General features: G+C 59.8%; 24 protein-coding genes, 1 tRNA gene and 1 pseudogene. 11 read left to right on the forward strand and 15 right to left on the reverse strand.

What is annotated here, in order from left to right; genetic code table 11:
• Positions 1-109: 109 nt before the first annotated feature.
• The 6 genes and pseudogenes from DW754_RS00995 to DW754_RS10855 all read right to left on the reverse strand — a co-directional run bounded on the left by DW754_RS00995 (position 110) and on the right by DW754_RS10855 (position 2,283).
• Entirely contained in the window at positions 110-472 is a 363-nt protein-coding gene (locus DW754_RS00995; RefSeq protein ID WP_117583307.1) for a hypothetical protein, read from the reverse strand.
• Between the two features lie 58 nt (positions 473-530).
• Positions 531-701, reverse strand: a pseudogene (locus DW754_RS11105) (IS30 family transposase); the annotation flags it as partial.
• Complete coding sequence (locus DW754_RS01000) at positions 701-1,033, reverse strand: nucleotidyl transferase AbiEii/AbiGii toxin family protein (RefSeq protein WP_117583308.1); 333 nt, start codon at positions 1,031-1,033, stop codon at positions 701-703. The pseudogene DW754_RS11105 and the gene DW754_RS01000, both read right to left, overlap by 1 nt.
• 16 nt (positions 1,034-1,049) lie before the next feature.
• Complete coding sequence (locus tag DW754_RS01005) at positions 1,050-1,262, reverse strand: hypothetical protein (RefSeq protein WP_117583309.1); 213 nt, start codon at positions 1,260-1,262, stop codon at positions 1,050-1,052.
• Between the two features lie 169 nt (positions 1,263-1,431).
• Entirely contained in the window at positions 1,432-1,632 is a 201-nt protein-coding gene (locus DW754_RS01010) for a type IV toxin-antitoxin system AbiEi family antitoxin domain-containing protein (RefSeq protein WP_117583310.1), read from the reverse strand.
• A 420-nt stretch (positions 1,633-2,052) separates the two neighbouring features.
• On the reverse strand, positions 2,053-2,283 hold the full coding sequence (locus DW754_RS10855; RefSeq protein WP_128619958.1) for a hypothetical protein: 231 nt from the start codon (positions 2,281-2,283) through the stop codon (positions 2,053-2,055).
• Between the two features lie 202 nt (positions 2,284-2,485).
• On the opposite strand from DW754_RS10855, the gene DW754_RS01020 reads away from it, so the two are divergent.
• Together DW754_RS01020 and DW754_RS01025 are read left to right on the forward strand one after the other, a co-directional pair.
• The gene (locus DW754_RS01020; RefSeq protein WP_117759170.1) at positions 2,486-3,448 is read left to right on the forward strand and encodes an Abi family protein; all 963 of its coding nucleotides are present in this window, start codon (positions 2,486-2,488) and stop codon (positions 3,446-3,448) included.
• Between the two features lie 504 nt (positions 3,449-3,952).
• Positions 3,953-4,420, forward strand: coding sequence for a YjdF family protein (locus tag DW754_RS01025; protein WP_233508835.1), 468 nt, complete (start codon positions 3,953-3,955; stop codon positions 4,418-4,420).
• Between the two features lie 11 nt (positions 4,421-4,431).
• On the opposite strand, the gene DW754_RS01030 is transcribed toward DW754_RS01025, so the two are convergent.
• Complete coding sequence (locus DW754_RS01030; RefSeq protein ID WP_117759168.1) at positions 4,432-4,881, reverse strand: hypothetical protein; 450 nt, start codon at positions 4,879-4,881, stop codon at positions 4,432-4,434.
• A 563-nt stretch (positions 4,882-5,444) separates the two neighbouring features.
• Between DW754_RS01030 and DW754_RS01035 the strand changes: the two genes are divergently transcribed.
• The 3 genes from DW754_RS01035 to DW754_RS01045 all read left to right on the forward strand — a co-directional run bounded on the left by DW754_RS01035 (position 5,445) and on the right by DW754_RS01045 (position 7,612).
• A complete protein-coding gene (locus DW754_RS01035) occupies positions 5,445-6,074 on the forward strand; it encodes a class I SAM-dependent methyltransferase (RefSeq protein ID WP_117628877.1) in 630 nt (209 codons plus the stop codon).
• Entirely contained in the window at positions 6,061-6,666 is a 606-nt protein-coding gene (locus tag DW754_RS01040) for a class I SAM-dependent methyltransferase (RefSeq protein WP_117628878.1), read from the forward strand. Before DW754_RS01035 ends, DW754_RS01040 begins: the two co-directional genes overlap by 14 nt.
• 115 nt (positions 6,667-6,781) lie before the next feature.
• Complete coding sequence (locus tag DW754_RS01045) at positions 6,782-7,612, forward strand: class I SAM-dependent methyltransferase (protein WP_117759166.1); 831 nt, start codon at positions 6,782-6,784, stop codon at positions 7,610-7,612.
• A gap of 154 nt (positions 7,613-7,766) precedes the next feature.
• Here the strand turns inward: DW754_RS01045 and guaA are convergent, their stop codons facing one another.
• Positions 7,767-9,365 (reverse strand): glutamine-hydrolyzing GMP synthase, encoded by a 1,599-nt coding sequence (gene guaA, locus DW754_RS01050; RefSeq protein ID WP_035136929.1) that lies wholly within the window; start codon positions 9,363-9,365, stop codon positions 7,767-7,769.
• Between the two features lie 268 nt (positions 9,366-9,633).
• Here guaA and DW754_RS01055 point away from each other — a divergent pair, with 268 nt between their 5' ends.
• A complete protein-coding gene (locus DW754_RS01055; RefSeq protein ID WP_117759164.1) occupies positions 9,634-10,647 on the forward strand; it encodes an asparaginase in 1,014 nt (337 codons plus the stop codon).
• A gap of 22 nt (positions 10,648-10,669) precedes the next feature.
• On the opposite strand, the gene DW754_RS11245 is transcribed toward DW754_RS01055, so the two are convergent.
• Positions 10,670-10,888 (reverse strand): helix-turn-helix domain-containing protein, encoded by a 219-nt coding sequence (locus tag DW754_RS11245; RefSeq protein WP_035136926.1) that lies wholly within the window; start codon positions 10,886-10,888, stop codon positions 10,670-10,672.
• 76 nt (positions 10,889-10,964) lie between these two features.
• Here DW754_RS11245 and DW754_RS01065 point away from each other — a divergent pair, with 76 nt between their 5' ends.
• Positions 10,965-11,354: a hypothetical protein gene (locus DW754_RS01065; protein ID WP_117640122.1), complete on the forward strand. Its 390-nt coding sequence runs from the start codon at positions 10,965-10,967 to the stop codon at positions 11,352-11,354.
• A gap of 9 nt (positions 11,355-11,363) precedes the next feature.
• Here the strand turns inward: DW754_RS01065 and DW754_RS01070 are convergent, their stop codons facing one another.
• The 6 genes from DW754_RS01070 to DW754_RS01095 form a co-directional block, all read right to left on the reverse strand.
• Positions 11,364-11,747, reverse strand: a complete 384-nt coding sequence (locus DW754_RS01070) for a DUF1648 domain-containing protein (protein WP_117759162.1) — start codon at positions 11,745-11,747, stop codon at positions 11,364-11,366.
• Between the two features lie 11 nt (positions 11,748-11,758).
• Complete coding sequence (gene ychF, locus DW754_RS01075) at positions 11,759-12,835, reverse strand: redox-regulated ATPase YchF (protein WP_035136922.1); 1,077 nt, start codon at positions 12,833-12,835, stop codon at positions 11,759-11,761.
• Between the two features lie 114 nt (positions 12,836-12,949).
• Positions 12,950-14,203, reverse strand: coding sequence for a 4Fe-4S binding protein (locus tag DW754_RS01080; protein ID WP_117759160.1), 1,254 nt, complete (start codon positions 14,201-14,203; stop codon positions 12,950-12,952).
• A gap of 151 nt (positions 14,204-14,354) precedes the next feature.
• Complete coding sequence (locus DW754_RS01085) at positions 14,355-15,422, reverse strand: glycerol dehydrogenase (RefSeq protein ID WP_117759158.1); 1,068 nt, start codon at positions 15,420-15,422, stop codon at positions 14,355-14,357.
• A gap of 147 nt (positions 15,423-15,569) precedes the next feature.
• Positions 15,570-16,670 carry a glycerol dehydrogenase gene (locus DW754_RS01090; RefSeq protein WP_117759156.1) on the reverse strand — a complete coding sequence of 367 codons (1,101 nt, stop codon included), beginning with the start codon at positions 16,668-16,670 and terminating at the stop codon, positions 15,570-15,572.
• Between the two features lie 83 nt (positions 16,671-16,753).
• Positions 16,754-17,977 carry an iron-containing alcohol dehydrogenase gene (locus tag DW754_RS01095; protein WP_055251037.1) on the reverse strand — a complete coding sequence of 408 codons (1,224 nt, stop codon included), beginning with the start codon at positions 17,975-17,977 and terminating at the stop codon, positions 16,754-16,756.
• Positions 17,978-18,476: 499 nt separating this feature from the next.
• On the opposite strand from DW754_RS01095, the gene DW754_RS01100 reads away from it, so the two are divergent.
• From DW754_RS01100 to DW754_RS01120, 4 genes are all read left to right on the forward strand, one after another.
• Positions 18,477-19,553 (forward strand): hypothetical protein, encoded by a 1,077-nt coding sequence (locus tag DW754_RS01100; RefSeq protein ID WP_117759154.1) that lies wholly within the window; start codon positions 18,477-18,479, stop codon positions 19,551-19,553.
• Positions 19,553-20,596 (forward strand): hypothetical protein, encoded by a 1,044-nt coding sequence (locus DW754_RS01105; RefSeq protein WP_117759152.1) that lies wholly within the window; start codon positions 19,553-19,555, stop codon positions 20,594-20,596. Before DW754_RS01100 ends, DW754_RS01105 begins: the two co-directional genes overlap by 1 nt.
• Positions 20,597-20,641: 45 nt before the next feature.
• Positions 20,642-22,819: a MurT ligase domain-containing protein gene (locus tag DW754_RS01110; protein ID WP_117759150.1), complete on the forward strand. Its 2,178-nt coding sequence runs from the start codon at positions 20,642-20,644 to the stop codon at positions 22,817-22,819.
• A gap of 291 nt (positions 22,820-23,110) precedes the next feature.
• Positions 23,111-23,187: transfer RNA gene (locus tag DW754_RS01120), tRNA-Glu, on the forward strand.
• The last annotated feature ends 297 nt before the right edge of the window (positions 23,188-23,484 follow it).

Raw genomic sequence — 23,484 nt, forward strand, 5'->3', positions numbered from 1 at the left:
GCCTTCAGCGCCAGTTCGCCGACTTCGTCACCCAGGTCGACAAATCGCAATTTATCATCCACCAAGATCTTCACGGCTTTTGAAAAGACAGATAGTTACATGTCCAACGCTACAGAAGCCCGAGGACCGTCGCCTTTGATAGCATCTCGTAGGCTCGCGGATATGTCTCTTTGTCGCGCTCGGCCATAAATGCCCAGTTCGCCGTCACGTCAGCCGCCCTCACCATAGCCACCTTGGAGGAGTCGACATAGGAGACTGGAATCTTGGGCAGCCAGTCGCTAAATACAGGAGGGTAGGAGGTCTGCCACGTTGGGTTGAACATGCCGCAGCGCAGCTCCTCATCAACCGATTCTGCCAGGTTGTACTTTCCGTCGATCGAAGTCGAATGCTCGTCAACCACAACAGAAACTGCATCAACCTCGCTCGCGGCAATTCCCTGAAGCCTCAGCGCGTCAACGATGCCGGACTTCACGCCGCGCTTTAGAGCGTAGTCAAGATACCTTTGCTTGCGCCTTTTCGAGCTTGAATTCTCAGAGCAACTGCAACACCCCTGAGTAGTGGACCTCGTAGGGCGTCCTGAACCCCAGGCGCTTGTGGGGCCTGCGGTTGATGGCATCGTACACCCGCTCGACCTCCTCGTCCGAGACCGCAGAGAAGCCGGTCCCCTTCGGGAAGTACTCGCGCAGCAGACCGTCTGTGTTTAGTCAAGCCTGATTTTCGGGTTGGGGCTGCGGTGGAAATCCTGGTCCTCTTTTGGTCCAGGATTTCCACCGCAGCCCCAACCCGTAAATTGAACGCTATCAAACACAGATGCCGTCGCGAAGTCGATGTCGCGCGTGACGCGGCCGTCGGGGATGCGCGCGAGCAGCCCGCTTCCGCCCTTGAGGATAAACCGGCCGTCGGGGTTGCTGAACACCCTGCGCAGGAACCGGTCGCGCAAAGCCCGACGACAGCCGTCCCCGGGGTCACCGCCCCTGTCGCGAACGGCCCTCTTCAGGGCCCTGTCGAGCTGACCGCCGTTCTCGTACGTCATTCTTCCCGCCTCCTAGCTAACGAATCGTACAGGCTGGCCCCCGCCGGCATCCCGGCTTTTGCCCCCCGGCGTCGATTTTCTCCCTCAGCGCGCCCTCGTCTTCGACGAGGCCCCTTTCGAGCGCGTCCGCGAGCACGTTCGCGACCAGGCTCAGTTCCTCCCCGGAGTCTATCAGGTCCACCACCGTGAGCCAGGGCCTCGTCGCCGGGATGTCCGAGACGATCGCCACGTCCTTCGGGTCGAGGCGGCGCTTCCTGATGAATCAGGTTCGGGCGCTTAGTCTGCTTTCTCTCGGGCGTGCAGAACTCGTAGGGCGAGGGGCTGACCTCGCCGATGCCGTAGAGCCATGCAGCCGTCGCCCCCATGGCGACGGGGCGCCTCCCCGGGTCGATCGACAGTCAGGCCGCGAGGACGTCCTCCTCCCGCGTGCTCGGTGAGCCGCCCATGCGGTAGACGCCCTTCGCGAGCCTCTCTATGTTGCCGAGCCCTTCCAGCCTCGAGAGCGCGTACCGCTCGACGCCGAGCACCTTCGCCTGCACAGATGTGAAGAGCCCCCTTTGGGAAGAGGCGATGTCGTTGGTGGCTCGTATGACTTCGATTTATTCCATGCTTGCATTGTGGAAAATAATGCAACAATGCAAGCAATACGCTCAGAATACACGGCGTTATTCGGCGGCATTCGGGGTCACTGAAACTGCGGAAACCGATTTTCGCATTTCTTTATTCCCATTTGTTGACCTGGGCGAATGCAATTGAAGAGGGCTTGAATCCGCCTCGCAGTTTCAAGTCAGTTTCATCCGCTCGAAATCGGCCTTCGGGGGACCCGAATTGTGAATTATTCCCGCAGGGCCTAATTATTCCCGTACCGCCGAGTACTCCGTTGTACCGCCCAGTAGGGACACACGGGAATAATTGGGTCGTTTTCCCAGGTAAAGATGCAAAAAGAAAGCCCTCGAACCAAAGGGTTCGAGGGCTGTTATTCCCACTATTTCGCTGGTGGCTTTGGTTCTGTCGTCCCGTCATTCCAGTTGCACCCAGTTTTCGGCATCGACACGGAACGCGTGCCGCCGAATGACGCGATGTCGCGTCTCGTCAGCTTCGGGGACAAAAGCTGGGACAACTTCAAAAACTTTTTTCAAACTCAGGGCTTTGAGTTTTTGTTTTTGTCCCAAAGGAGCTTCCGGCCGTGATTCGGATGCCCGATTGGGCGGAATCGCCCGTTTCTGGAACTCAACCGCAGCATCACGCACAAGCCACTCGCAACAACTGCAAATGATTGGTCGCGAGCGGCTTCCAACGAGATTCCAAAGCCGCAGGTCAGGCGACTGCACTACTGACAGGGAAAGGGAGTCGTATCGGGCGGCTTGCCCATGAGTCGACGATGAGGCTTCCACCGAATGTCGAGGACATGCTGGTAAAATAGGCAATACTTTTTATGACAGGAGACCGAGCATGGCCGAACCCCACGATAGGAAGCCGATCCTCACGATCGAGCAGCAGATAGAGCACCTCAAGCAGAAGGGCGTAGCCTTCGAGCTGTGTTCCGAGGAAAAGGCCGCGGACTACCTGCGCGACAAGTGCAACTTCTTCAAGCTCGCATCCTACCGCAAACTCTTCTCGAAATACGAGGGAGGCCCGCGCGACGGCCGCTACGTAGACCTCGACTTCGGCCAGCTGCGCCTGCTCGCGGCGCTCGACCAGGAGCTGCGCCACGCCCTGCTCGGCATGACGCTCGACATCGAGCACTTCCAGAAGGTGACACTGCTTCGCGAGATGGAGGACCGTGGAGAGGACGGCTACGCCATCGTGGCCGACTACATGGCATCGCTTACCACTGCAAACAGGGAGTACCGCCTGCGCGAGCTCAAGATGAGCGGCCGCAGCCCCTACAGCTCGAGCCTCTACGCGAAGTACTCCGGCGACATGCCTGCCTGGGCCTTCCTTGAGCTCACCTCGTTCGGCACCCTCATCGACTTCGTGCGCTTCTGCGCCAGGCGATGGGGCGACAGGCGCCTCGAGGCCTCCCACTACGACCTCAAGCGCGTGAAGTCCGTCCGCAACTGCGCCGCGCACGGCTCGTGCCTGATCAACTGCTTCGCCGAGAGGGGCGCCGCCCGGGGCTCGGCGTCCAGCGGCGTCTCCCGAAGGGTGGCCGCCGTGGGAATCCCCAAGGCGACCAGGAGGAAGTGGATGGGGAATACGGCCATGCAGGAGGTCGCGACCGTGCTCGTGGCGCACTCCGGCTTGGTACCCGAGGGCTCCTCGCGCTCGCGCGCCGCATCCGAGCTCGCCGAGATGTTCGCCAGGGCCGACGGAGAAACCGAGGCGCTGCCCGACAAGGGGCCCGACGCCGCAGCTCGCTCCGCGCTCGAGTTCCTTCGCAGGTTGACAGAATCGCTCGGGTTGGTAGAATAGCCTGCAGATAGCAAAACCTTCACGGTTTTAGGGGCGGACTTGCGCAAGCGACTCTGCCCTATTTTTATATTCACTCGCTATAGGAGACGGGTGATACCTGGGTCAATGACAGAACTGAGAAGCCCGGAATAATGGAGCCAGTTAGAAACCCTCGGGTTTGCGGGGCGGGATCGTGAGAGCGATTCTGCCCTATTTTTTCCTCCGTCTGCCCCAAACCAAGTAGTTCGAAGATAGCCTGTAGGTGTCCTCCTGGGCGCCTTTTATTTTCAGGGAATCGGCCGCTTCATGAACGAGCGACCGGCTTGACCTAGATCGAACCGCCTTCATCTCCGCCTAGGCGCCGGCGATCAACATCGTAAATCCGCGCGTGCTACAATGCGGGCACCAGAGATGAAAACACAGTCCCCGTCGGGTAGTCGTGGGCGTGCGGGAGTCCGCATCAGTAACCTGCCTCCTTGGTTGTCCCTTCTCTGCATGGTCATCTACATAAAGGAGGAACCAACCATGCAGATCAGCGTGTCATCCACCCTGACCGTATATCATGACGGCCAATTCTGGGTCGGGCTGGCGGAGCATGTCGAGGACGGCAGATACGGCGTCGTCCGCATCGTCTTCGGTGCAGAACCGTCCAATGAGGAAATCCTGCAATTCGTTACAAGCAAATGGGCGAAGCTCTCGTTCTTCGGTGACGAGGCCACGGAAACAAGCAAGCCCGCGAAGAATCCCAAGCGACGCGCTCGCGAGGCAGCGAAAGCCCTTAAGCGGCCCGCGGTGAGCACCAAGGCACAACAGGCGCTCGCAGCACAGCGGGAAGCGATGAAGCGGGAGTCGGCTCAAGCAAGAAGCCAGCGTCGCGCGGATGAGGCGGAGGCGCGCTTCGAGCCACTGCACTTCACAGCTTGTTTCTCAAGTATTTGGGACGCACACGCGGCGTTCAAAAATGCGGAGCGACTCCACATGGCTCGAGACTGAGCCGAGGTGCCCTACTTCTCGCCCTCCAGCAGCCCCACGATACGGTCGATGTCGACGGCGAAGCGGGGCCTTCCCTCGCGCTCGCAGCGGTCGAGGTACGCCTGGCACTCGGAGACAATGCGCTTGGTGTTGCCGTCGATGATGCGCTGGAGCGTCTCGTAGTAGGCCGAGCCCTCGGTCCTGAAGCGGCGCTGGTAGGACTTGGTTATGGGGAACATCTTGATGTAGTGGATGCCGTGGCGACAGCCGGGGCTCGTCGTGGGGCGGGGTGGCAACGCAAAGTACTGGTCTTTGGGCACGTTGGGGGCGATGTTGGAATGCAGCGGCACGGCGAAGTCCCTGCGCTTCCCGCGGAAACGCAGCCTCACCACCACGATGCAGGGGAGATTGTGCTTAAGCATGAGCTCGCGGTCGCCCTCGACGAGGTCGAAGAAGTCCTGGGAGATGGATACGGTCTTCACCGGTTGCGCCCCCTCATACGAAGCGGGGCCCGCATCGCTGCAGGCCCCTACAGGTGGGCGATATTCTACGCCTTGCGGCACCCCGTCGCCCACGGAGGTTAAACGTACACGTAAGCCGTACTCTGAAAGCCGCGGCTTCCGGCAAGCAGTTTATGCCACGAAAGGTCGCTTTCAACGCGCATAGCTCGCAAAATAACACTCGCTGGGCCGTCACCCCTGGCAGTTGCCCTCCAATCTTCATTGGAGTCAGCAGGTCAATTCATATAGTTATGGGGGTGTATCCTAAAGGAAATCAAATTTATACCCCCATAACTAAGGAATTTTCTATTCCCACTCAATGACTAGGGCCCTGGTGTAATTGGCTTGATCACCGTTCCGGGAACCGGTATCGACCTACCTGTCCGCCAAGCTCCTTCTTCAGCTCCAGCCTAGCATCTGACTCGCGCCGCTATAAGCGAAAACCGAAGAGATGCGTCTTAGCCAAGAAAAGAAGGTTAGCCTCATCTTACTGCATGATTCGTGTGTTATAGTTAGATAGCTCTAACTGTTTGGGGGCGACAGCCATGCATGAACGCAAGGGTTTCTGGGACAAGAATGCCAGTCGGTACGACCGTTTCATGCGAAACGACCGGGCGGCGTATGAGAAGATGTATGGGCTGATCCGGCCGGTAGTGAAAGCAAAAACCGTGCTGGAGGTTGCCACCGGCACGGGGCTTATCGCAAAGAGCATCGTAAATGCGGCGGCGCACATCGAGGCTACGGACGCCTCTGCAAAGATGATCCTTGAAGCAAAGCGGGACAATCAATCCGCAAAGCTGCACTTTTCCGTACAAGATATGTTCCGCCTGCCCTATGCACAGAAGTCCTTCGAAGTGGTGATTGTGTCCAACGCGCTTCACATAGTGCCGCATCCGGAAAAGGCCCTGCAAGAAATCAGGCGGGTGCTGAAGGACGACGGCGTGCTCATCGCTCCAACCTTCACCCACGCGGGGAACTCGGTTTCCGGCAAGGCAAAAGCCTTTTTCATGAGTATGGCGGGATTCCCCCTCCACAGCAGGTGGACAAGCGAGGAATACCTGCGTTTCCTGCGTCAAAACGGCTGGGCGGTGCAGAAAAGCTCGGTGCTGAAGGCCTCGTTCCCGTTGACCTATGCGGAATGCACGAAATCGGAGGGGCCAGATGTCGTTCTTTGAAAACACCCGCAAGCCCGTGGGCCTCGGCGGAAAACTTATGGTTGCCATGATGAATCTGGGCCACAGCCCTGTGGCGCGGTGGGGACTTCAGTTTCTACGACTTGCGCCAAACGCCAAGGTGCTGGATTGCGGCTGCGGCGGCGGGGCGAACATAAAACGGCTGCTGAAAAAATGCCCGCATGGCGTCGTCAAGGGCATCGACTATTCGCCCGTCAGTGTGGAGAAGGCCAGAAAGCTCAACCGAACTGCAATTCAGGAGGGGCGTTGCGCCGTTCTGCAAGGCAGTGTGGCGGATATGGCGTTTGAGGATAGCTACTTCGATGCTGCCACGGCCTTTGAGACCGTCTATTTTTGGCCTGATTTGCCCCGATGCTTCCGTGAGGTCTGGCGGACGCTGAAGCCAGGCGGGAAAATTCTTATCTGCAACGAGAGCAATGGCGATACAGACAGGGACGAGAGGTGGACGCAGATCATCGGCGGCATGACCATCTACAAGGACATTGAATTAAAGGCGTGTTTGGAGCAGGCGGGTTTTCACGAGGTGCAGATACGCAAAAAGAAAAAGTGGCTCTGCGTCACGGCGCGGAAGTAAGGGCATCAAGCACGGGCGTTTTTGCATCCATCCTGCACATGGCGATAGGCATGACGGTCATAGCGGCTATGCTGGCGGCAATTATGACAGTTTTTATTCACTGAGGAAGACACCTATGAAATATAAAATTGAGAAAAACACCGTGCAGGAGACGCTGATCCTCCCGCTGTATTCCCGGAAGCTGTGTACGGAGCTGTACCCGAACCTTTACAGGGATGAAACAGCGGTTCGCCTGCTCGACCAGATCGACTACGACTTTTCAGAGGCAGAGAAAAACTCCCGCAGCCTGATGCAGCGCTTTGGTGCGCTGGAGGTGGCCACACGGCAAAGTGATCTTGCTTTCGAGGTGCGGGATTACCTGAAAGGCCACCCCAATGCGGCGGTGGTCAATCTGGGCTGCGGGCTGGACAACACCGGCAGAACCTGCGACAACGGTAGATGCAAGATCTACAATCTGGACTTCCCGGATGTGATTGCCTTGCGGCAGCAGCTACTGCCCGCCGGGGATCGAGAACAAAATATCCCCTGCGACCTGAAAGACACCGCATGGTTTAGCAAAATCGATGCCTCCCGCGGGGCGGTGTTCTTTGCCTCCGGGGTGTTCTATTACTTTCTGACCCAGCAGGTCCGGGAACTGGTGCGGGGGATGGCGGACGCTTTCCCCGGCAGTGTGCTGGTCTTTGATGCTGCCAATCGGACGGCAGTAAAGATGATCGCAAAAACATGGCTTAAGACTGCAAAAATCAAAGATGTGGGGGCATATTTTGCGGTTTCGGATGCCGCCAAGGAAATCGGCACGTGGGACAGCCGTCTGCAGGTCACAAGTCGCGGCTATATGCTGGGCTACAACGATTTGAGAGACCCTTCTGTCAGCGGCTTTTTCCGGTTTCTCGCAAGGGTCGGTGACAACGGGATGAAAATGCAAATCGTGAAAATAAGATTTTGAGAGGCAAAAACGAAGCGCATTCACTTTGACGTCGAAGAAGACGGCTTTTACGGCGCATATTGGGCGTGCAAGGACACGCATACAGCAGCGGGCACGGATTCAATTGAAACCGTGCCCGCTATCTGATACTATATTATTTTATCGAACGTCTGTTCTACTCCCACTCAATCGTCGCGGGCGGCTTGGACGTGATGTCGTAGCACACGCGGTTGGCGCCGGGGACCTCGGCCACGATACGACCGGAGATGCGGGCCAGCACGTCGTAGGGCAGCTTGGCCCAGTCGGCGGTCATGGCATCGCTGGACTCGACAGCGCGAAGGATAATCGGGCGCTGGTAGGTGCGCTCGTCTCCCATGACGCCGACGGACTTAATGTCGGGCAGGACCGCGAAATACTGCCAGCAGCTGTGCTCGGAGTTGCGCTCGCCGGTCTGCTCAAACAGACGCTGGTTGTAGGCGTCGAGTTCCTCGCGCACGATAGCGTCGGCGTTCTTGAGGATCTCGAGCTTCTCCTTGTCGACTGCACCGATGATGCGGATGGCCAGGCCCGGGCCCGGGAAGGGCTGACGAAACACGATGTGGCCCGGCAGGCCGAGCGCCAGACCAAGCGCGCGGACCTCGTCCTTAAAGAAGTGATCGAGCGGCTCGATGAGGTCGAAGTGCACGCCCTCGGGGAACGGGATCAGGTTGTGGTGACTCTTGATGGTGGCCGTCTTGCCGCCCGTCTTGCGAGCGCCGGACTCGATGATGTCGGGATAGATGGTGCCCTGAGCCAGGTACTTGACCGGCTTGCCATCGGTCTCGAGCTGCTGCGCCACGGCGAAGAACTCTTTCCAGAACTGCGTACCGATGATGCGGCGCTTCTCCTCGGGCTCGGTTACACCGGCCAGAAGCTCGGCATAACGGTCCTCGGCGTGGACGTGGATAAAGTCGACGTCAAACTGTTTGGTGAAAACCTCCTCCACCTGCTCGGGCTCGCCCTTGCGCAGCAGACCGTGGTTGATGAACACGCAGGTCATCTGCTTGCCCACGGCGCGGGCGCCCAGCGCAGCCACGACGGAGGAGTCGACGCCACCGGACAGGGCCAGAATCACGCGGTCGTCGCCGACCTTCTCGCGGAACTCGGCCGTCATGGTCTCGACCAGGTTGTCCATGCTCCAGTTGGGCTCCAGGCCGCAAATCTCAAACAGGAAGTTGCTCAGCAGCTGCTGACCGTACTCGGAGTGCTTGACCTCGGGGTGGAACTGCGTGGTGAAAATCTTGCGCTCGACGCACTCCATGGCGGCAACCGGGCACACGTCGGTGCTGGCGGTAACGGTAAAGCCTTCGGGCACCTCGGACACGGCATCGCGATGGCTCATCCACACGGTCTGCTCCATGGGCGTGGAGTTAAAGAGCTTGGCGCCAGCCGTGCGCGTGATGGTGGCGCGGCCGTACTCGCCCACCTCGGAGTGGCCGACCTTGCCGCCGAGCGTCACGGCCGTGATCTGATGGCCGTAGCAAAAGCCCAGGACGGGAAGGCCAAGGTCAAAGATGGCGGGATCGATGGACGGAGCGTCCTCGGCGTACACGGAGGCCGGGCCGCCGGAAAGGATGAGCGCAGAGGCGTTCATCTCGCGAATCTCATCGGCCGAGATGTCGCAGGGAACGATCTCGGAATACACGTTGAGGTCGCGGACGCGACGGGCAATGAGCTGACCGTACTGCGCACCAAAGTCGAGTACGAGGACCTTTGCGGAAGCCTTTTGATCCATGGTTTCCCCCTCTTGTTGGCGGGGAGCCGGTGCCCACCCGCGTGAATGAACGAAAATAACTTCCATAGTGTACACGTTATATGGGGTTTCTCGTCCCTCGCGGCCATCAGCGCACGGCAAACGCACGACCTGGGCCCTTATTTGACGGCAATTGAAGTATTACTAAACATTACAGATGATGTATTACGTTTGAACATTGGACGCCCTGTGCCACAATACTGCCGAACGACTCCGCCCTTGCGGCGACAAAACCGATAGGAATACCAGCATGAAGCGCATCCTTCTCATCGCCACGGGCGGCACCATCGCATCGACCGAGGACGGCAACGGCCTCTCCCCCGCCCTGACCGGTGAGGAGCTCGCCCAGAGCGTCCCCGAGATCTCGGGCCTCTGCGAGCTCGACGTCGTGCAGCCCATGAACATCGACAGCACCAATATGCGCCCCAGTGACTGGATGCGTATCCGCGACGTCATCGTCGAGGGTTATGCCGACCACGACGGCTTCGTGATTCTGCACGGCACCGACACCATGAGCTACACCGCGGCGGCGCTTTCCTATCTGATTCAGGACAGCCCCAAGCCTATCGTACTCACCGGCTCGCAAAAGCCCATGGGCAATCCCTTTACCGATGCCAAGCTCAACCTGTACCAGAGCCTGCTCTATGCGCTCGACGAGCACTCGCACGACGTCTCAATCGTGTTTGGCGGCGTAGCCATTGCCGGTACGCGCGCCCGCAAACAGCGCACCATGAGCTTTAACGCGTTCATTAGCGTCAACTATCCGCCCATCGCCTATATCCGCAACGACCGCATCGTGCGCAACGGGCTTCACGGCACGCATCAGGGCGAAAACCCGGTGCGTTTCTACGACAGCATCGACCCGCGCGTATTTGTACTCAAGCTCACGCCCGGCGTAAACCCGGGCATCCTCGACGCCCTTGCCGATAGCTACGACGCTGTAATCCTTGAGACCTTTGGCATTGGCGGTATCCCCGAGTTTGGCGAGTCGGGCGAGTCGTTCCAAGAGGCGATTTTCCGCTGGGTCGATTCGGGTCGCACCGTCGTTATGACCACGCAGGTCCCCGAAGAGGGCCTCGACCTGGGCGTTTATGAGGTCGGCCGCGCTTACGCCGATCATCCGGGCATTCTGCGCGGCGATGACATGACCACCGAGACGCTCGTGGCCAAAACCATGTGGGCACTCGGCCAGTCACGTGATGCGGCCGAGATTCAGCGCCTGTTCTACAGCCAAGTCAACCACGACCGCGTCCCGATGGCGTAATTCAGTTATCGACGGGTTTCCCCTATTCGATCCCCTCGAGAAGCTCTGACACCGTCATGCCGAGTGCGGGCGCGATTTTAAATAGAACCTTGAGCGTGAAATTTGCCGTCCCATCTTCGATTCGGTCGAGGTAGGGTCGGCTGATTCCTGTCGCCACACAAAAATCAACCTTGGAGATACCAAGGTCCCTGCGTGTCTCTTCGACCCGCCTGCCAAGAATCTGTTTCGCACGTTCGTCCATGCAGCCGAGTTTGAAATGGAGCTGAACAAAAACGTAAACTATAGTTTACGTTTTGCCGAATACACAGGAGTTTTCTATGTCGGGTTCTTCGGTCCGCATGTACCGAGCCACGCTTCGCACAAACAGCGCACCGCCCAAGCTCGTCGTCGTTGAAGCCGAATGCCTTTCGCCCGATGAGCGCACAGCATTTGCATTGCTATCAAGTCGCGTCGCCGCCGTTCTGGTCCCTTGCCCGGCGCAAGGTGAACTTGCCATCCAATGCCAAACGCACAGCTGCCCGCTCAATCAGGCTGCCGTAATCGCAACCAGCCAACGCGGCCTGCCGCTCCTTCTAGAAGCCGGCATCGCACTCGCCCTTCGTGGCGCCGGATACGAAAACGAGACCGCCGCCGACATGGTCTTTAAACCACGATCGAGCGGCGGCCTCGCAGCAGCCATTGAATATATGTGCAGACTCGTTGCCTAAAAGGACAAGCTAGAAACCAAGGCCAAAGCCCGTTCCGGTAATCGCCGAGTACATAAAGTAAACGTTAACCACGTTGAGGAACACACCCGTGATGCAACCGTTGCGCAGGTAGCGTTCGCACACGATACGCGCCATGGCGGCGGAGTCATCATTGTTTTTAGCCTGGCGTCCTGCCGTAAAGTACGTCACCACGCTCAGCAGCAGGTTGAGCACCGGCAGCGCCAGCAACTCGTAGCTCTTGCCCCAGCGCGTCGCCTCGCCGGCGGCATTAAACTTTGTTGCCACCTCGGGACCAATGTTGGGGATAACACACGCTGCGACCACCAGCGGAATCACCGCAAGTATGAGCAGCGCAATACCCATGTAGCCGGCTTTTTTGCCATATTTAAACATGTGCGTCGTCCTTACACGTTAAAGCGGAAGTGCACGACGTCGCCATCGGCCATGACATAGTCCTTGCCCTCAATACGCAGCTTGCCGGCGGCCTTGGCGCCCTGCTCACCGCCGAGCTCGATGTAGTCGTCATAGCCAATGACCTCGGCCTTAATAAAGCCGCGCTCAAAGTCGGTGTGGATAACGCCGGCGGCCTGCGGGGCGGTCGCGCCCTGACGAACCGTCCAGGCCTTGACCTCCATCTCGCCGGCCGTAAAGAACGACTGCAGGCCGAGCAGCTTATAGGCCGCCTGCGCGAGCACGTCCAGGCCGGGCTGCTCCAAGCCCAGGCTCTCCAGGTAGTCGGCGGCGTCCTCGGGATCGAGCTCGGAAAGCTCGGCCTCGATCTTGGCGCAGATGGGCAGCGGCTTAACACCATCGATGGGCGCCAGATCGTCGTTGAGCATATCCTCGTCCACGTTTGCCACGTACAGGATGGGCTTCATGGTGAGCAGGAACAGGCCCTTGGCGGCAGCACGCTCCTCGTCGGTCATCTCCATGGATGCGGCGCGCTTGCCCTCGTTGAGCCAGGCAAGCAGACGCTTGGCCACCTCGAACTTGGGCATGAGCTCCTTGTCGCGCTTGGCCTCCTTTTCGAGCTTGGGCAGCTGCTTCTCGAGCGTACCCATGTCGGCCAGGATGAGCTCGGTCATGATGGTGTCGGCATCGCCGGCGGGATCGACGAACTCGCCCGTGCGACCTACCTCACGCATGACGTTGGGGTCCTTAAAGTAGCGCACGACCTCGCAGATGGCGTCGGTCTCGCGAATGTTGGCCAGGAACTGGTTGCCCAGGCCCTCGCCCTCGTTGGCGCCCTTCACCAGACCTGCGATGTCGACGAACTCGACCGTCGCCGGCACAATGCGACCCGGGTTAACGATGTCGGCGAGCTTTTGCAGACGGCTATCGGGCACGTCGACGATACCCACGTTGGGGTCGATCGTGGCGAACGGGTAGTTGGCGGCAAGGCCGGTCTTTTTGGTAAGCGCGGTGAACAGCGTCGACTTGCCTACGTTGGGCAGGCCCACGATACCGATGGAAAGGGACACGACAGCTCCTTTTGGTACAAGCATTTCAAACTGCATAAGTATAGCGCCGCCGCAGCATCTGGGCGAACCCGGACGCCACGGCGGCACGAATGAAGCAGAGATAGAGGTCGCTGACTAGTCCGCGAGCTTTTCCACCTGGTCGAGCATCTTGTCAAGCTTGGCCTTTGCCTCGGCCTTGACCTTCTGGGCTTCTTCGTGGGCCTTAGCCTTCTGGGCAGCCTTTTCCTCGGCTTCGGGATCGACGACGACCAGATTGGACGCGTCATGTTCAACTAACTTGAGCGCATGCTCGGGGCACACCTTGACGCAGGCACCGCAGCCCAAACAATACGTGGACTCCAACGCAAAGCGGCCGCTTCCCACCAAATCGCAGGCGAACGTGGGACATACATTGACACACTCGCCACACGACGTGCACTTGTCAAAATCACACTCAGGCGTGCTCACCTGCATGTTCTGGGCAAGCTCGGGGTGGTTTTGCAGCGTCGAGAGCACCAGCTGCCGCCCGTGCGTGAGCGAACGGCGACGCTTGGTCGTCGTGGTGCCGCACATGGTGTTGAGCGTGCGCTCGAGCTGCGTGATCTGATGGCGATGGGCTTTGAGCTTCTGCGTCACCGAGGCCAGTGCCGCCGTTGCCGGATTGAGCTTTGTCACGGTAAGGCCCGTGGTGCGGGCGATCTTTTCCATGTACTCCTTGCGCTCGTACTCGCGGCGCTTGTGGCACTTGAGGCTCTTGGGATCGACCTCCAGACCCATGCCCGTGCCCGCCCACTCCTCGGCAGTAGCAATGGCCTCGCCCAGAATGTCCTCGCCACCGGTGTTACGGCACTTATCGCACACGCCCAGCGGCAGGTACACGCTCACGTTGGGATAATCGGCCAGCACCGAGAACCAGGTCTCGGCCGTAATATCGCCCACGCAGGCAACGACGACCTCGTTTTCGCGCGGCATGCGCTTGAGGGCGCGCGTGCAGGTGACGTAGGCGGTCTCGTGGCTCGTAGCCGCCGAGACAATGTCGTCGTAGACGTTTTTGGGCGCCAGGCGCGGCGAGATGATTGCCTCGGTCGGACAGGCAGCGGCGCACAGGCCGCACTTGCGACAGGAGTCGAGGATCTCGATGGCGTCTTCCTCGACCTCGATAGCGTTGACCGGGCACACGTCCATGCACGCGGTGCAGCCGCTCTTTTCGTTTTTGCAGGTCAGGCACGGAATGGTGTTGCCGCGCGGACGCTCCTTGTAGTCGGCAGGATTCCACTGCGGCGCCGACGGATCGAGTGCATCGGTCACACCGCCAAGCGGGTTTTTAAGAAAGTCGAAACCCTTGCTGATCTCGATAATGTCATCAAACAAATCGTGTTCCTGCGCCATGCGCGGCCCCTCCCTGAGCAGTGCAAACAAGCAAGAGATAATGATACGCCATCGGCCCACGCCTCGGGCAAATTACATGCGGCGCATCTTTGCGGCAAATAGCTTATGGCCTATCGTCGCCTCGATTGCACAAGGTCAATCAAGTGCCAAACTATGCCTCGCACATGAGCTGCATGAGCTTTTGTTTGGTCACCTTGGCCTGCTCGTTGGCCATGTTACGCTCGTTCTTAAAAGTTGCGTCCGCAACGCTCAGCAAATCGGCATCGGAAATCTCACCAAGGCCCAGCTCCTCGAGCGTCGTCGGCAGACCGACGCGCTGGCAAAACTCGAGCACCTGATCAAGCTCGGGCGCACGCTCCAGGCGCAGCTGGACCACCAGGCCAAACGCCACGGCCTCGCCGTGCATGGCCTTGCACTCGGGCAGAATCATCAGACCGTTGGCGATGGCATGTGCCAACGCCAAGCCACCGCTCTCAAAGCCGACGCCCGAGAGCAGAATATTGCACTCGATCAGACGCTCAACCGCCGGCGATATACGCCCCTTCTTGAGATCGCGCTTGGCAGCGACGCCGCACTCCATAAGCGTGTCATAGCAGGCACGAGCCGCAACCAAGGCCAAGTGTCCCGGCGCGCCACCATGCTCGTTGGCGCCATGCGCCGCGGCGCACGAACGTGCCTCGAAGTACGTTGCCAGCGCGTCGCCCATGCCGGCGACCGTCATACGCAGCGGGGCTGCCGCGAGCACGTTGGTGTCGACCACAACTAGGTCTGGATTCTTCTCGAGCATCAGATAGCGGTCGAACGATCCATCCTCGTGATACAACACCGAAATCGCGCTGCACGGACCGTCCATCGAAGCCGCCGTGGGGCATACGCACAACGGCAACTCGGCATAAAACGCAACGGCCTTGGCGATATCGAGCATCTTGCCGCCGCCAATACCCACCACCATGTCGCAATACTCAGCCTGGGCTTCCTTAGCCATTTCGACAACGGCCTCTTCCGTACACGGACCGTCATAAATCTTAAAGAACGGCTCGCTTAGATCTTCGTCCAGAAATCCATCGACGATCTGCCTGCACAGCCGATCCTCGGTGCCCTGGTCAAACAAGACATAGGCAGCGCAGCCCAACCATGACAAATACCTGCCCTGACGCGAAAGTTCACCCGGCCCCTGAACATACCGGCCGGGACCGCCATAAACCATAGGAAGCGCCATACGAGAATCCGCCCTTCATCAAACAACGATTGGTGCAAAGTAACCTGCCCCCTTTGCACCAACTTGGTGCGATGGGGTCAGGCTAGTTTGCACCATAGCAAAAAGGGGCAAAGCCGTCTGCTGGCTTTGCCCCTTCCTTAGCTTGATTTACTCATCTATGAGATAGTAGTGTCCCAGCGCGTCGGCACCCAGGATGGCGTTTGCGACCATCTCGGGCGTCACCTCAAACGGCATATTGCACATGGTGTCATCGGGCGCGCAGGCGGCCTCGGCAACAATCATGGCCTGCTCGCGCGTAAGCTCGGCAACGCCAAGTTCCTTCATCGTGACCGGCAGGCCCAGCTCAATGCAGAAGCCCAAGACTTCCTCGAGTTTCTCAGTCGGAGCATCCTCGAGTACCAGCTGAACGATGGTGCCAAAGGCGACCTTCTCGCCGTGATACATGCCGTGGCACTCGGGCAGCATCGTCAGGCCATTGTGGATGGCATGAGCAGCAGCAAGGCCCGAGCTCTCAAAGCCAATGCCCGAAAGCAGCGTGTTGGCCTCGATGATATGCTCGACGGCAGGCGTGAGCGCACCCTTCTCCAGCGCGACCTTGGCCTTGACGCCATCGGCCATAAGCGTCTCGTAGCAGAGCTTGGCGAGCGCCAGGCCGGCCATGCCGCCCTTACCGCCGGCGCAAGTGCCACCGTCGGCATCATGCGTCGCCTGGGCCTCAAAGTAGGTTGCGAGCGCATCGCCCATACCGGAAACCGTCAGGCGCACCGGGCTCGCCGCGATAACCGTCGTATCCATCAGGACAATGTTGGGGTTTGCCTTAAGGAAGAGATATTTATCGAACTGGCCATCGTCGGTGTAGAGCACCGAAAGTGCCGAACACGGGGCATCGGTCGAAGCAATGGTGGGGCAAATGATAACCGGGGACTCCAGGTAATAGGCGACGGCCTTCGCGGTGTCGAGGATCTTGCCGCCACCGACGCCGACGATGATGTCGCAACCGTTGTCGCGAGCGAGCGCAACTAGGCGATCGACCTCGCCCTTGGAGCACTCGCCGTTAAAGTCCTCAAACAGCAGCTCGGCCTTAGCCTCGGCAAAACCGCCCTCGATCTTAGCACCGACGCGCTTCTTGCCCGAAGGCGTCACGATGACGAGGGCCTTAGCGCCGAGCGGCTCGACATAGGAGCCGAGCTTGGCGAGCTCGTCCGGACCCTGGATGTACTTGCTGGGGCTATTGAAAATTGCAGCCATAACTATCCCATTCTCTAAAAGAAAAAAGAAAGGGGCTCCGTACAGATACGTGCGGAGCCCCTCGTTACGATAACAAGAGTCGATTAGAAATCGATGTCGGTGTCGTAGTAGCAGGCCTTGAGAATCTTCTCGAAGTCGGCAGCCTTGGTCTCACGCGGGTTCTCGGGCGTGCAGGCGTCCTGCTCGGCGTTCGCGGCGATCTCGGGCAGCTTGGCGAGGAACTCCTCCTCGGAGACCATCTGCGGGTTCTCGGCGTCGACCTTCACGCCACCATTCGCGTAATCCTTGATGGACTGCGGAATGTTGAGCTGGTCGTTGAGGTCGCGAATCTTCTGGACGAGCGCGGCGATGAGCTCCTCGTTGGTCTCGCCGGGAAGGTGCAGGATCTCCTTGGCCACGTAAGCGTAACGCTCGGCAGCACGCGGGTCCTTGGAGTTCCACTGGATGACCTTGCCCAGGTACATGGCGTTAGCGGCACCGTGGATGATGTGGCCGTTCTCGAAGGCAGCACCGGTCTTGTGAGCCATGGAGTGAACGATGCCCAGCAGGCCCGAGGAGAAGGCGATACCGGCGATGCACTGAGCCTCATGCATGTGCTGACGGGCCTCATGGTCGCCAGCATAGGACTTGGGCAGCCACTCGACGATCTCGCGGATGCCGTGCAGGGCGTTGGCGTCGGTGAACATAGAGGCGAAGGTGGAAACGTAGGCCTCCATGCAGTGGGTCAGAGCGTCCATGCCGGTGTGAGCGCACAGCTTGGCGGGCATGGTGTAGGTGAGCTCGGGGTCGACGATGGCGACATCAGGGGTGATGTTGAAGTCGGCCAGCGGGTACTTGATGCCCTTGGCGTAGTCGGTGATGACGGAGAAGGCAGTGACCTCGGTAGCGGTACCGGAGGTGGAGGAAATGGCGCAGAAATGAGCCTTCTGACGCAGCTCGGGGAAGCTGAACGGCTGGATGATGTTGTCGAAGGACTCCTCGGGATACTCGTAGAAGACCCACATGGCCTTAGCGGCATCGATGGGCGAGCCGCCGCCGATGGCGATAATCCAGTCGGGCTCGAACTCGCGCATGGCCTCGGCGCCCTTCATGACCGTCTCGATGGACGGATCGGACTCGACGCCCTCGAACAGCTTGACCTCGAAACCGCCTTCCTTAAGGTCGGCCTCAACGTCCTGCAAGAACCCGCCGCGGCGCATAGAGCTGCCGCCAGAAACGATGATGGCCTTCTTGCCCTTGAGGTTCTTCACCTCGTGGCGAGCGCCCTCACCAAAGTACAGATCGCGAGGATTGGTAAAACGTCCCATACTGTGCCTCCTAAACAAGCCCCTCTTAGACTTGCGTATATAACGGAGCACCCGATTGGCTCCGTTAGGACCGTTTGCGCGTTGCCGGCGACGACAATGCGCGATGTCTAAACGTCTCAACGCTCAGACAAACACTATTTTACCGTTCTGGTTGGTCAGTTATTCACCTAAAGCCAACAATGATGAAACGTTTTTTCTATTCCTGAAGACCCTTGTGGGGCATTCATACTCCCAAGCTGGGCAAACGTTTTATCAAGGTTGACCACATATCCCGGGCAGGACTGTGCCCCTCCAAAATGCGTCCCGTTCGCCGCCAAAAATCGACCGTTTGCGGCACCGTGATACCACTCGGTCGTCCAGGGTGCCGACATTTGTGCGACATCCGTCTTCGTGGTGCAAAGGTGCATGTCCAAGTGCAGCACCCCCGGTGTGCCACATGCGGGTAAACTAGAACCTTATATAGAGATATTTGAACCCTAACCGCAGCAAAGGAGGCCCCATGGCATTCGACCCCATTCAAGAGGATTGCCATCGCCTCGTTCTTGAGGCCTTGCGCCGCGACAATATCCCGCTCACCGACGGCCCCGCCGTAGAGCGTCTGATGGAACAATTCACCCGTAACCCCGCGCCGCTCATCGTGCACGATCGCGACCGAGCTGGGCACCTCATTGCCAAGGTGGTCGAGGCTGTCGACTACCGCATTCCCTTTATCCCCGACGACGCCCAGGCAGAGCAAGAAGAAGCCGCAGCCGAGAACATGCTCCGCGAGGCAGCCGCGCTCGATCCGGCCAACTGGGATGCCCAGCGGATGCTGTGCGCGCTCACCGCCGAATCTAACGAGGAATACGTGCAATATCTGGTGTCCAAGTGCGACGAGGTGGAGCACGATCTGGCGCTCAAGATTGCCTCGGCGCAGGACCCCTACGAGCGCGAGGCCGCAGGCGACCTGACCCGCCGTCCCTACCTGCGCTGGCTTGCCGCCTTGGCATCGCGCGCGCTCATTAGCGGCCGCTACCGCATGTCGCTGGATGCCGCGAATCGCAGCCTGGACTTTGCGCCCAACGACCCCGCCGGCGTCCGCCACACCGCAATGCTCGCCATGGCAAAGCTCGAATACCCCGCTGAGGAGCTCAAGCGCTTTCGCTCTGCCCACTCCGTCCCCTATCTCGCCAACACGCCGCTGCGCCGTCGTCCCAAGGATGCAGAACGCGACTTGGACCCGTGGACGCTCATCGCGCTGATGAGCGCTGCCTGGCGCGAGCTGGATTACGAGGGCGCCGAACACTACCTGCGCATCCTTGCGCGCTCGTGCCCGCACGCAGCCGAGGCGCTCTACTTCCAAACCGAGTTTCCCGATGGCGTCTATGCCCGCGTCAACGTGGGTGCAGGCTCCACCGACGAGCTCGTCCTTGCACTCTCCGAGGCGACGCCGGTACTGCAGGAGGGCCTGGGCGCACCCGACAACGCCAGCTTTGCCGCCTGGGTCGCCACCAACGACATCGTGCGCTCCCAGATCGACGAGCGCATACTGCGGGCGGCCGAGCAGGGCTTGCCGTTTAAGGGAGGAGACCTCTAATGGATCCGAGCGTCTACATCCCCGCCTACCTGGAGCGCACCTATCTGGCGTCGCACCCCGAGCTCACCGATGCAGCACGCGAGCTTGTCCATAACGACATTAGCGCGAATCCCCAAAAGTATGCGCAGTCCGAGCATGCCCGGGCGCTGCTGTCCTATGCCGGTGTTCATCGTCACCTGCTCGACGAGCTCCATCGCATCGAGGACATGGGCAGCGACGAGGAGTTCGAGCAGACGCGCAATCGTCTGTTCGACGACATGCGCGATGAGCTGCTCAAGATCGTCCGCGTCGATTCACTGGCCGTCGACGCGCAGCTGCTCGCCATCATCCTGGCCGACACGCCCGTTGACGCCTGCCTGGGCGACCTGATGAAGCTCGAGGCGAGCACGGCCGACTACCTGCAACAGAGCGTGCCCGGGTTTGATATGGAGGCCCCGCACTATTGGGCCAATAATGTTTTGGCCGACGGTGTCACCGCGGCAGACCTCACCGTAAGCGAGCCGGCGCTTATCGGGTGGCTCCACACGCTCGAGGCCATCTCGCAGCTGTGCATGGCGAGCGCCCGCTACCGTGCTGCTGCCAACTACGCTCGCCGCGTCCTTAAAGCAGAAGGCTATCCCACTCGGGCCGCCGGCACCGTGTTGCTCGCCCTCGCTCGCCTGGAAGACCAGGACGGCTTTTTTGCCCTGGCTCATCAGCTCGAGGAACAGATGGGGGCAGACGCACTCGAAAACTCTCCTTGGTACCTGCTCGCCCGCACGATTCTGCTGTTTAAAACAAACAAGATGCGCCCGGCGACGCGCGCGCTGCGTGAGTTCGCTAACCGTTGCGAGGGCGGCGCGTTCTTCTTGCTGAACCCCATGTACCAGACGCCGTATCTTCCCTGCCGACCCGAGCCGCGCGACCCCTGGGACCTCTCGCACCAGGCGGTTTGGGAAGCCGACGGCATTATCTCGGACACCCCCGACTTTGCCCCCTGGGCCAACGCCTGCGAAGATGTATCGCAGCTTGCCCAGGATTTTGCGCGCCGCTACGGCTTTTAGCGACGCGATCGCCCCGACCATGTCATCTATGTTAGGAACGGCTTCATGAACCTCCGCTCATCTCTTGCCTGCACCTCGAGCGATATTGCCCGCTGGGGACTGCGCTCTGTCCTCAAACGCCAGGGCGGCGTACTCCCCGGCCGCATCGCCATGAAGATCGACCCCGAGTTGCTGAGCGACCTCGCGGGCCTGGTCGACCGCAGCGTAGTGATCACCGGCACCAACGGCAAGACCACCACCTCCAACCTCATCGCCGACGCCGTTGCCGCCAGCGGTGCTACCGTGGTATGCAACCGCGCCGGCAACAACATGGAGCCTGGTGTGGTAGGCGCTCTACTCGAGGCCCGCAGCGGCCTTAAGCACACCAACAGCGGCAAGCGCGTGGGCGTCTTTGAGTGCGACGAGCTCTACACCGTACGTGTGCTGCCCAAGCTCAAGCCGACCTACTTTGTGCTGCTCAACCTGTTCCGTGACCAGCTGGACCGCTACGGCGAGATCGACCACACCCAGGGCGTCATCGCCCACGCGCTGGAGCTTTCGCCGGCAACGACGCTCATTTACAACGCAGACGACCCGCTGTGTGCCGCGATCGCCGCGCGCGTTCCCAATGCAAGCATCGCCTTTGGCATCGACGGCGCCACGGACACCGAGTCCGATCGCATTAGTGACTCGCGTTTTTGCTCACAGTGCAACGCACCGTTGGAGTACGACTATGTGCAGTACGGCCAGCTCGGAGCCTATCATTGCTCTTCGTGCGGATGGGAGCGTCCCGCGCTGGTCCGTCGCGTGACGGGCGTGGAACTCGGCTGCGACGGCTACGGCTTTGACCTGGTCTTTGGACCTGCGCCCGACGCTGCTGCTGCACACATCGCCACACGCTACAACGGCCTGTACATGGTCTATAACGTTGCCGCCGCCTTCTTTGCGGCGCGCGAGCTGGGCGTGGACGCGGCGCATCTGCAGCCCACGCTCGATGCCTACGTCCCCGCCGGCGGACGCATGGGCCGCTGGAACATTGCCAGCCGCACCGTCGAGGCAAACCTGGCCAAGAATCCCGTGGGCTTCGATCGTCAGATTCAGTCCATTAAAACGGCAGGCGGCAGGCTCTGTGCCTTCTTCCTCAACGACAACGACGCCGACGGCCACGATGTATCGTGGATCTACGACGTCGACTTCGAGCGCATCGCCGACACGCCGGGTCTTGTCGCCTTTGCCGGCGGCACGCGTGCGCACGACATGCAGGTGCGCCTCAAGTACGCCGGCATCGATGCCACGATTATCTCGAATGTCGAGCAGGCGATTGGTGCCGTGGCAGACGAGGCCGCCGGCGACACTTTCTATGCCGTCGCCAACTACACGGCCTTTCCGCCGCTGGTCAAGGAACTCGACGGACTCAAAGGCACCGATACGAACTCGGTAGCCTCCCACGCCGTAACGCGCGCCGATGGCAGCGCTGTCCCCACCGATATTGCGCCGGTCGAGCTTTCGCGCCCGCTGCGCATCGTCTATCTGTACCCCGATGCCCTCAACCTCTATGCCGACGGCGGCAACGTCATTGCCCTCGAGCGCCGCTGCGCCTGGCGCGGCATCCCCGTTCGCGTGGACGAGGTCCGTATGGGCGAGGTGCTCGATCTGCATGATGCCGATATCGTCATGATGGGCGGCGGCTCCGATCGCGACCAGCTGGCTGTGGCGCACGAGTTGCTCGCTCAAAAAGACAAGGTTGCGGCCTATGTTGAGGATGGCGGCGCACTGCTTGCCATCTGTGGCGGCTATCAGCTGCTCGGCCGTTCGTACTATATGGGCGAGGACCGCATCGAGGGTCTGGGCGTCATTGCCGCCGAAACCGTACGCGGCTCCGACCGCCTGATCGGCAACGTCGCCGTTAAGACCGACCTGGCACCCGAGCCCTTTGTGGGATTCGAGAACCATGGCGGCCGCACCCTGCTCGATACAGAGGCCACGCCGCTCGGAACATCCGTCGTCGCGGGCACCGGCAACAACGGCGACGATGGTTTTGAGGGCCTCATCTACAAGGGCGTCATCGGCACGTATCTACACGGACCGGCACTGCCCAAGAACCCCGAGCTTGCCGACTGGCTCATTACCCACGCCCTCGAGCGCCGCGGCGATGCGCAGGCCACAGCCCTGCTGCCGCTCAAACCCCTCGACGACACCTACGAGCACGCCGCCCACGACGCCGCCATGAAGCTCCTCCCCTAACCACCACAAAGGGGACAGGCACCTTTGTGGTGGTTTCGACCCGCCACGGTAGTTTGTCTCGATCTGTAACAGGTAGACCGTTAAAAGTCGTCGTACTGTTACAGATTGAGATGTTCGTCCCGACGTCCGTCGTTTGTCTCGATCTGTAACAGGTAGAGCCGATTTATCCGCTTAGATGTTACAGATTGAGATATTTGAAAATCGGGATAGAAGCCCGCTCCTGTGTGGTGGTTTTCCAGTTTGCCAACGATATACGCGCCGGCAAAAAAGTCTGCTATACTCTTTCCCGCTGTCCCCATCGTCTAGCGGCCAAGGACGCCACCCTTTCAAGGTGGATATCGCGGGTTCGAATCCCGCTGGGGGCACCATTTAAATCGAGAAGCCCGTTACCCTCCGCGGTGGCGGGCTTTTTGCTACCCATACGTCGGGATTCGAACCCGACAGGTGCGGATTCCGGCATCTGCCGATGGACCGTGTGCAAAAAATGGCAAATATGAGTACTGTTACCGATTTAGTAACAGCGAATTCGGCCTTTTTGATGGTGAATCAGATGTCAAATCAACAACCTGGTGCCCAGATTGAGCCAAACCTCAGCTATATACCTGGACATATGTGGTCTAACTCGGCAAAAACTGCCATTTCGAGATGGCAGTAGTTTAGTGACA

Source organism: Collinsella sp. AM29-10AC (genome assembly GCF_003469085.1).
In the GTDB taxonomy this organism is placed as follows: Bacteria; Actinomycetota; Coriobacteriia; order Coriobacteriales; family Coriobacteriaceae; genus Collinsella.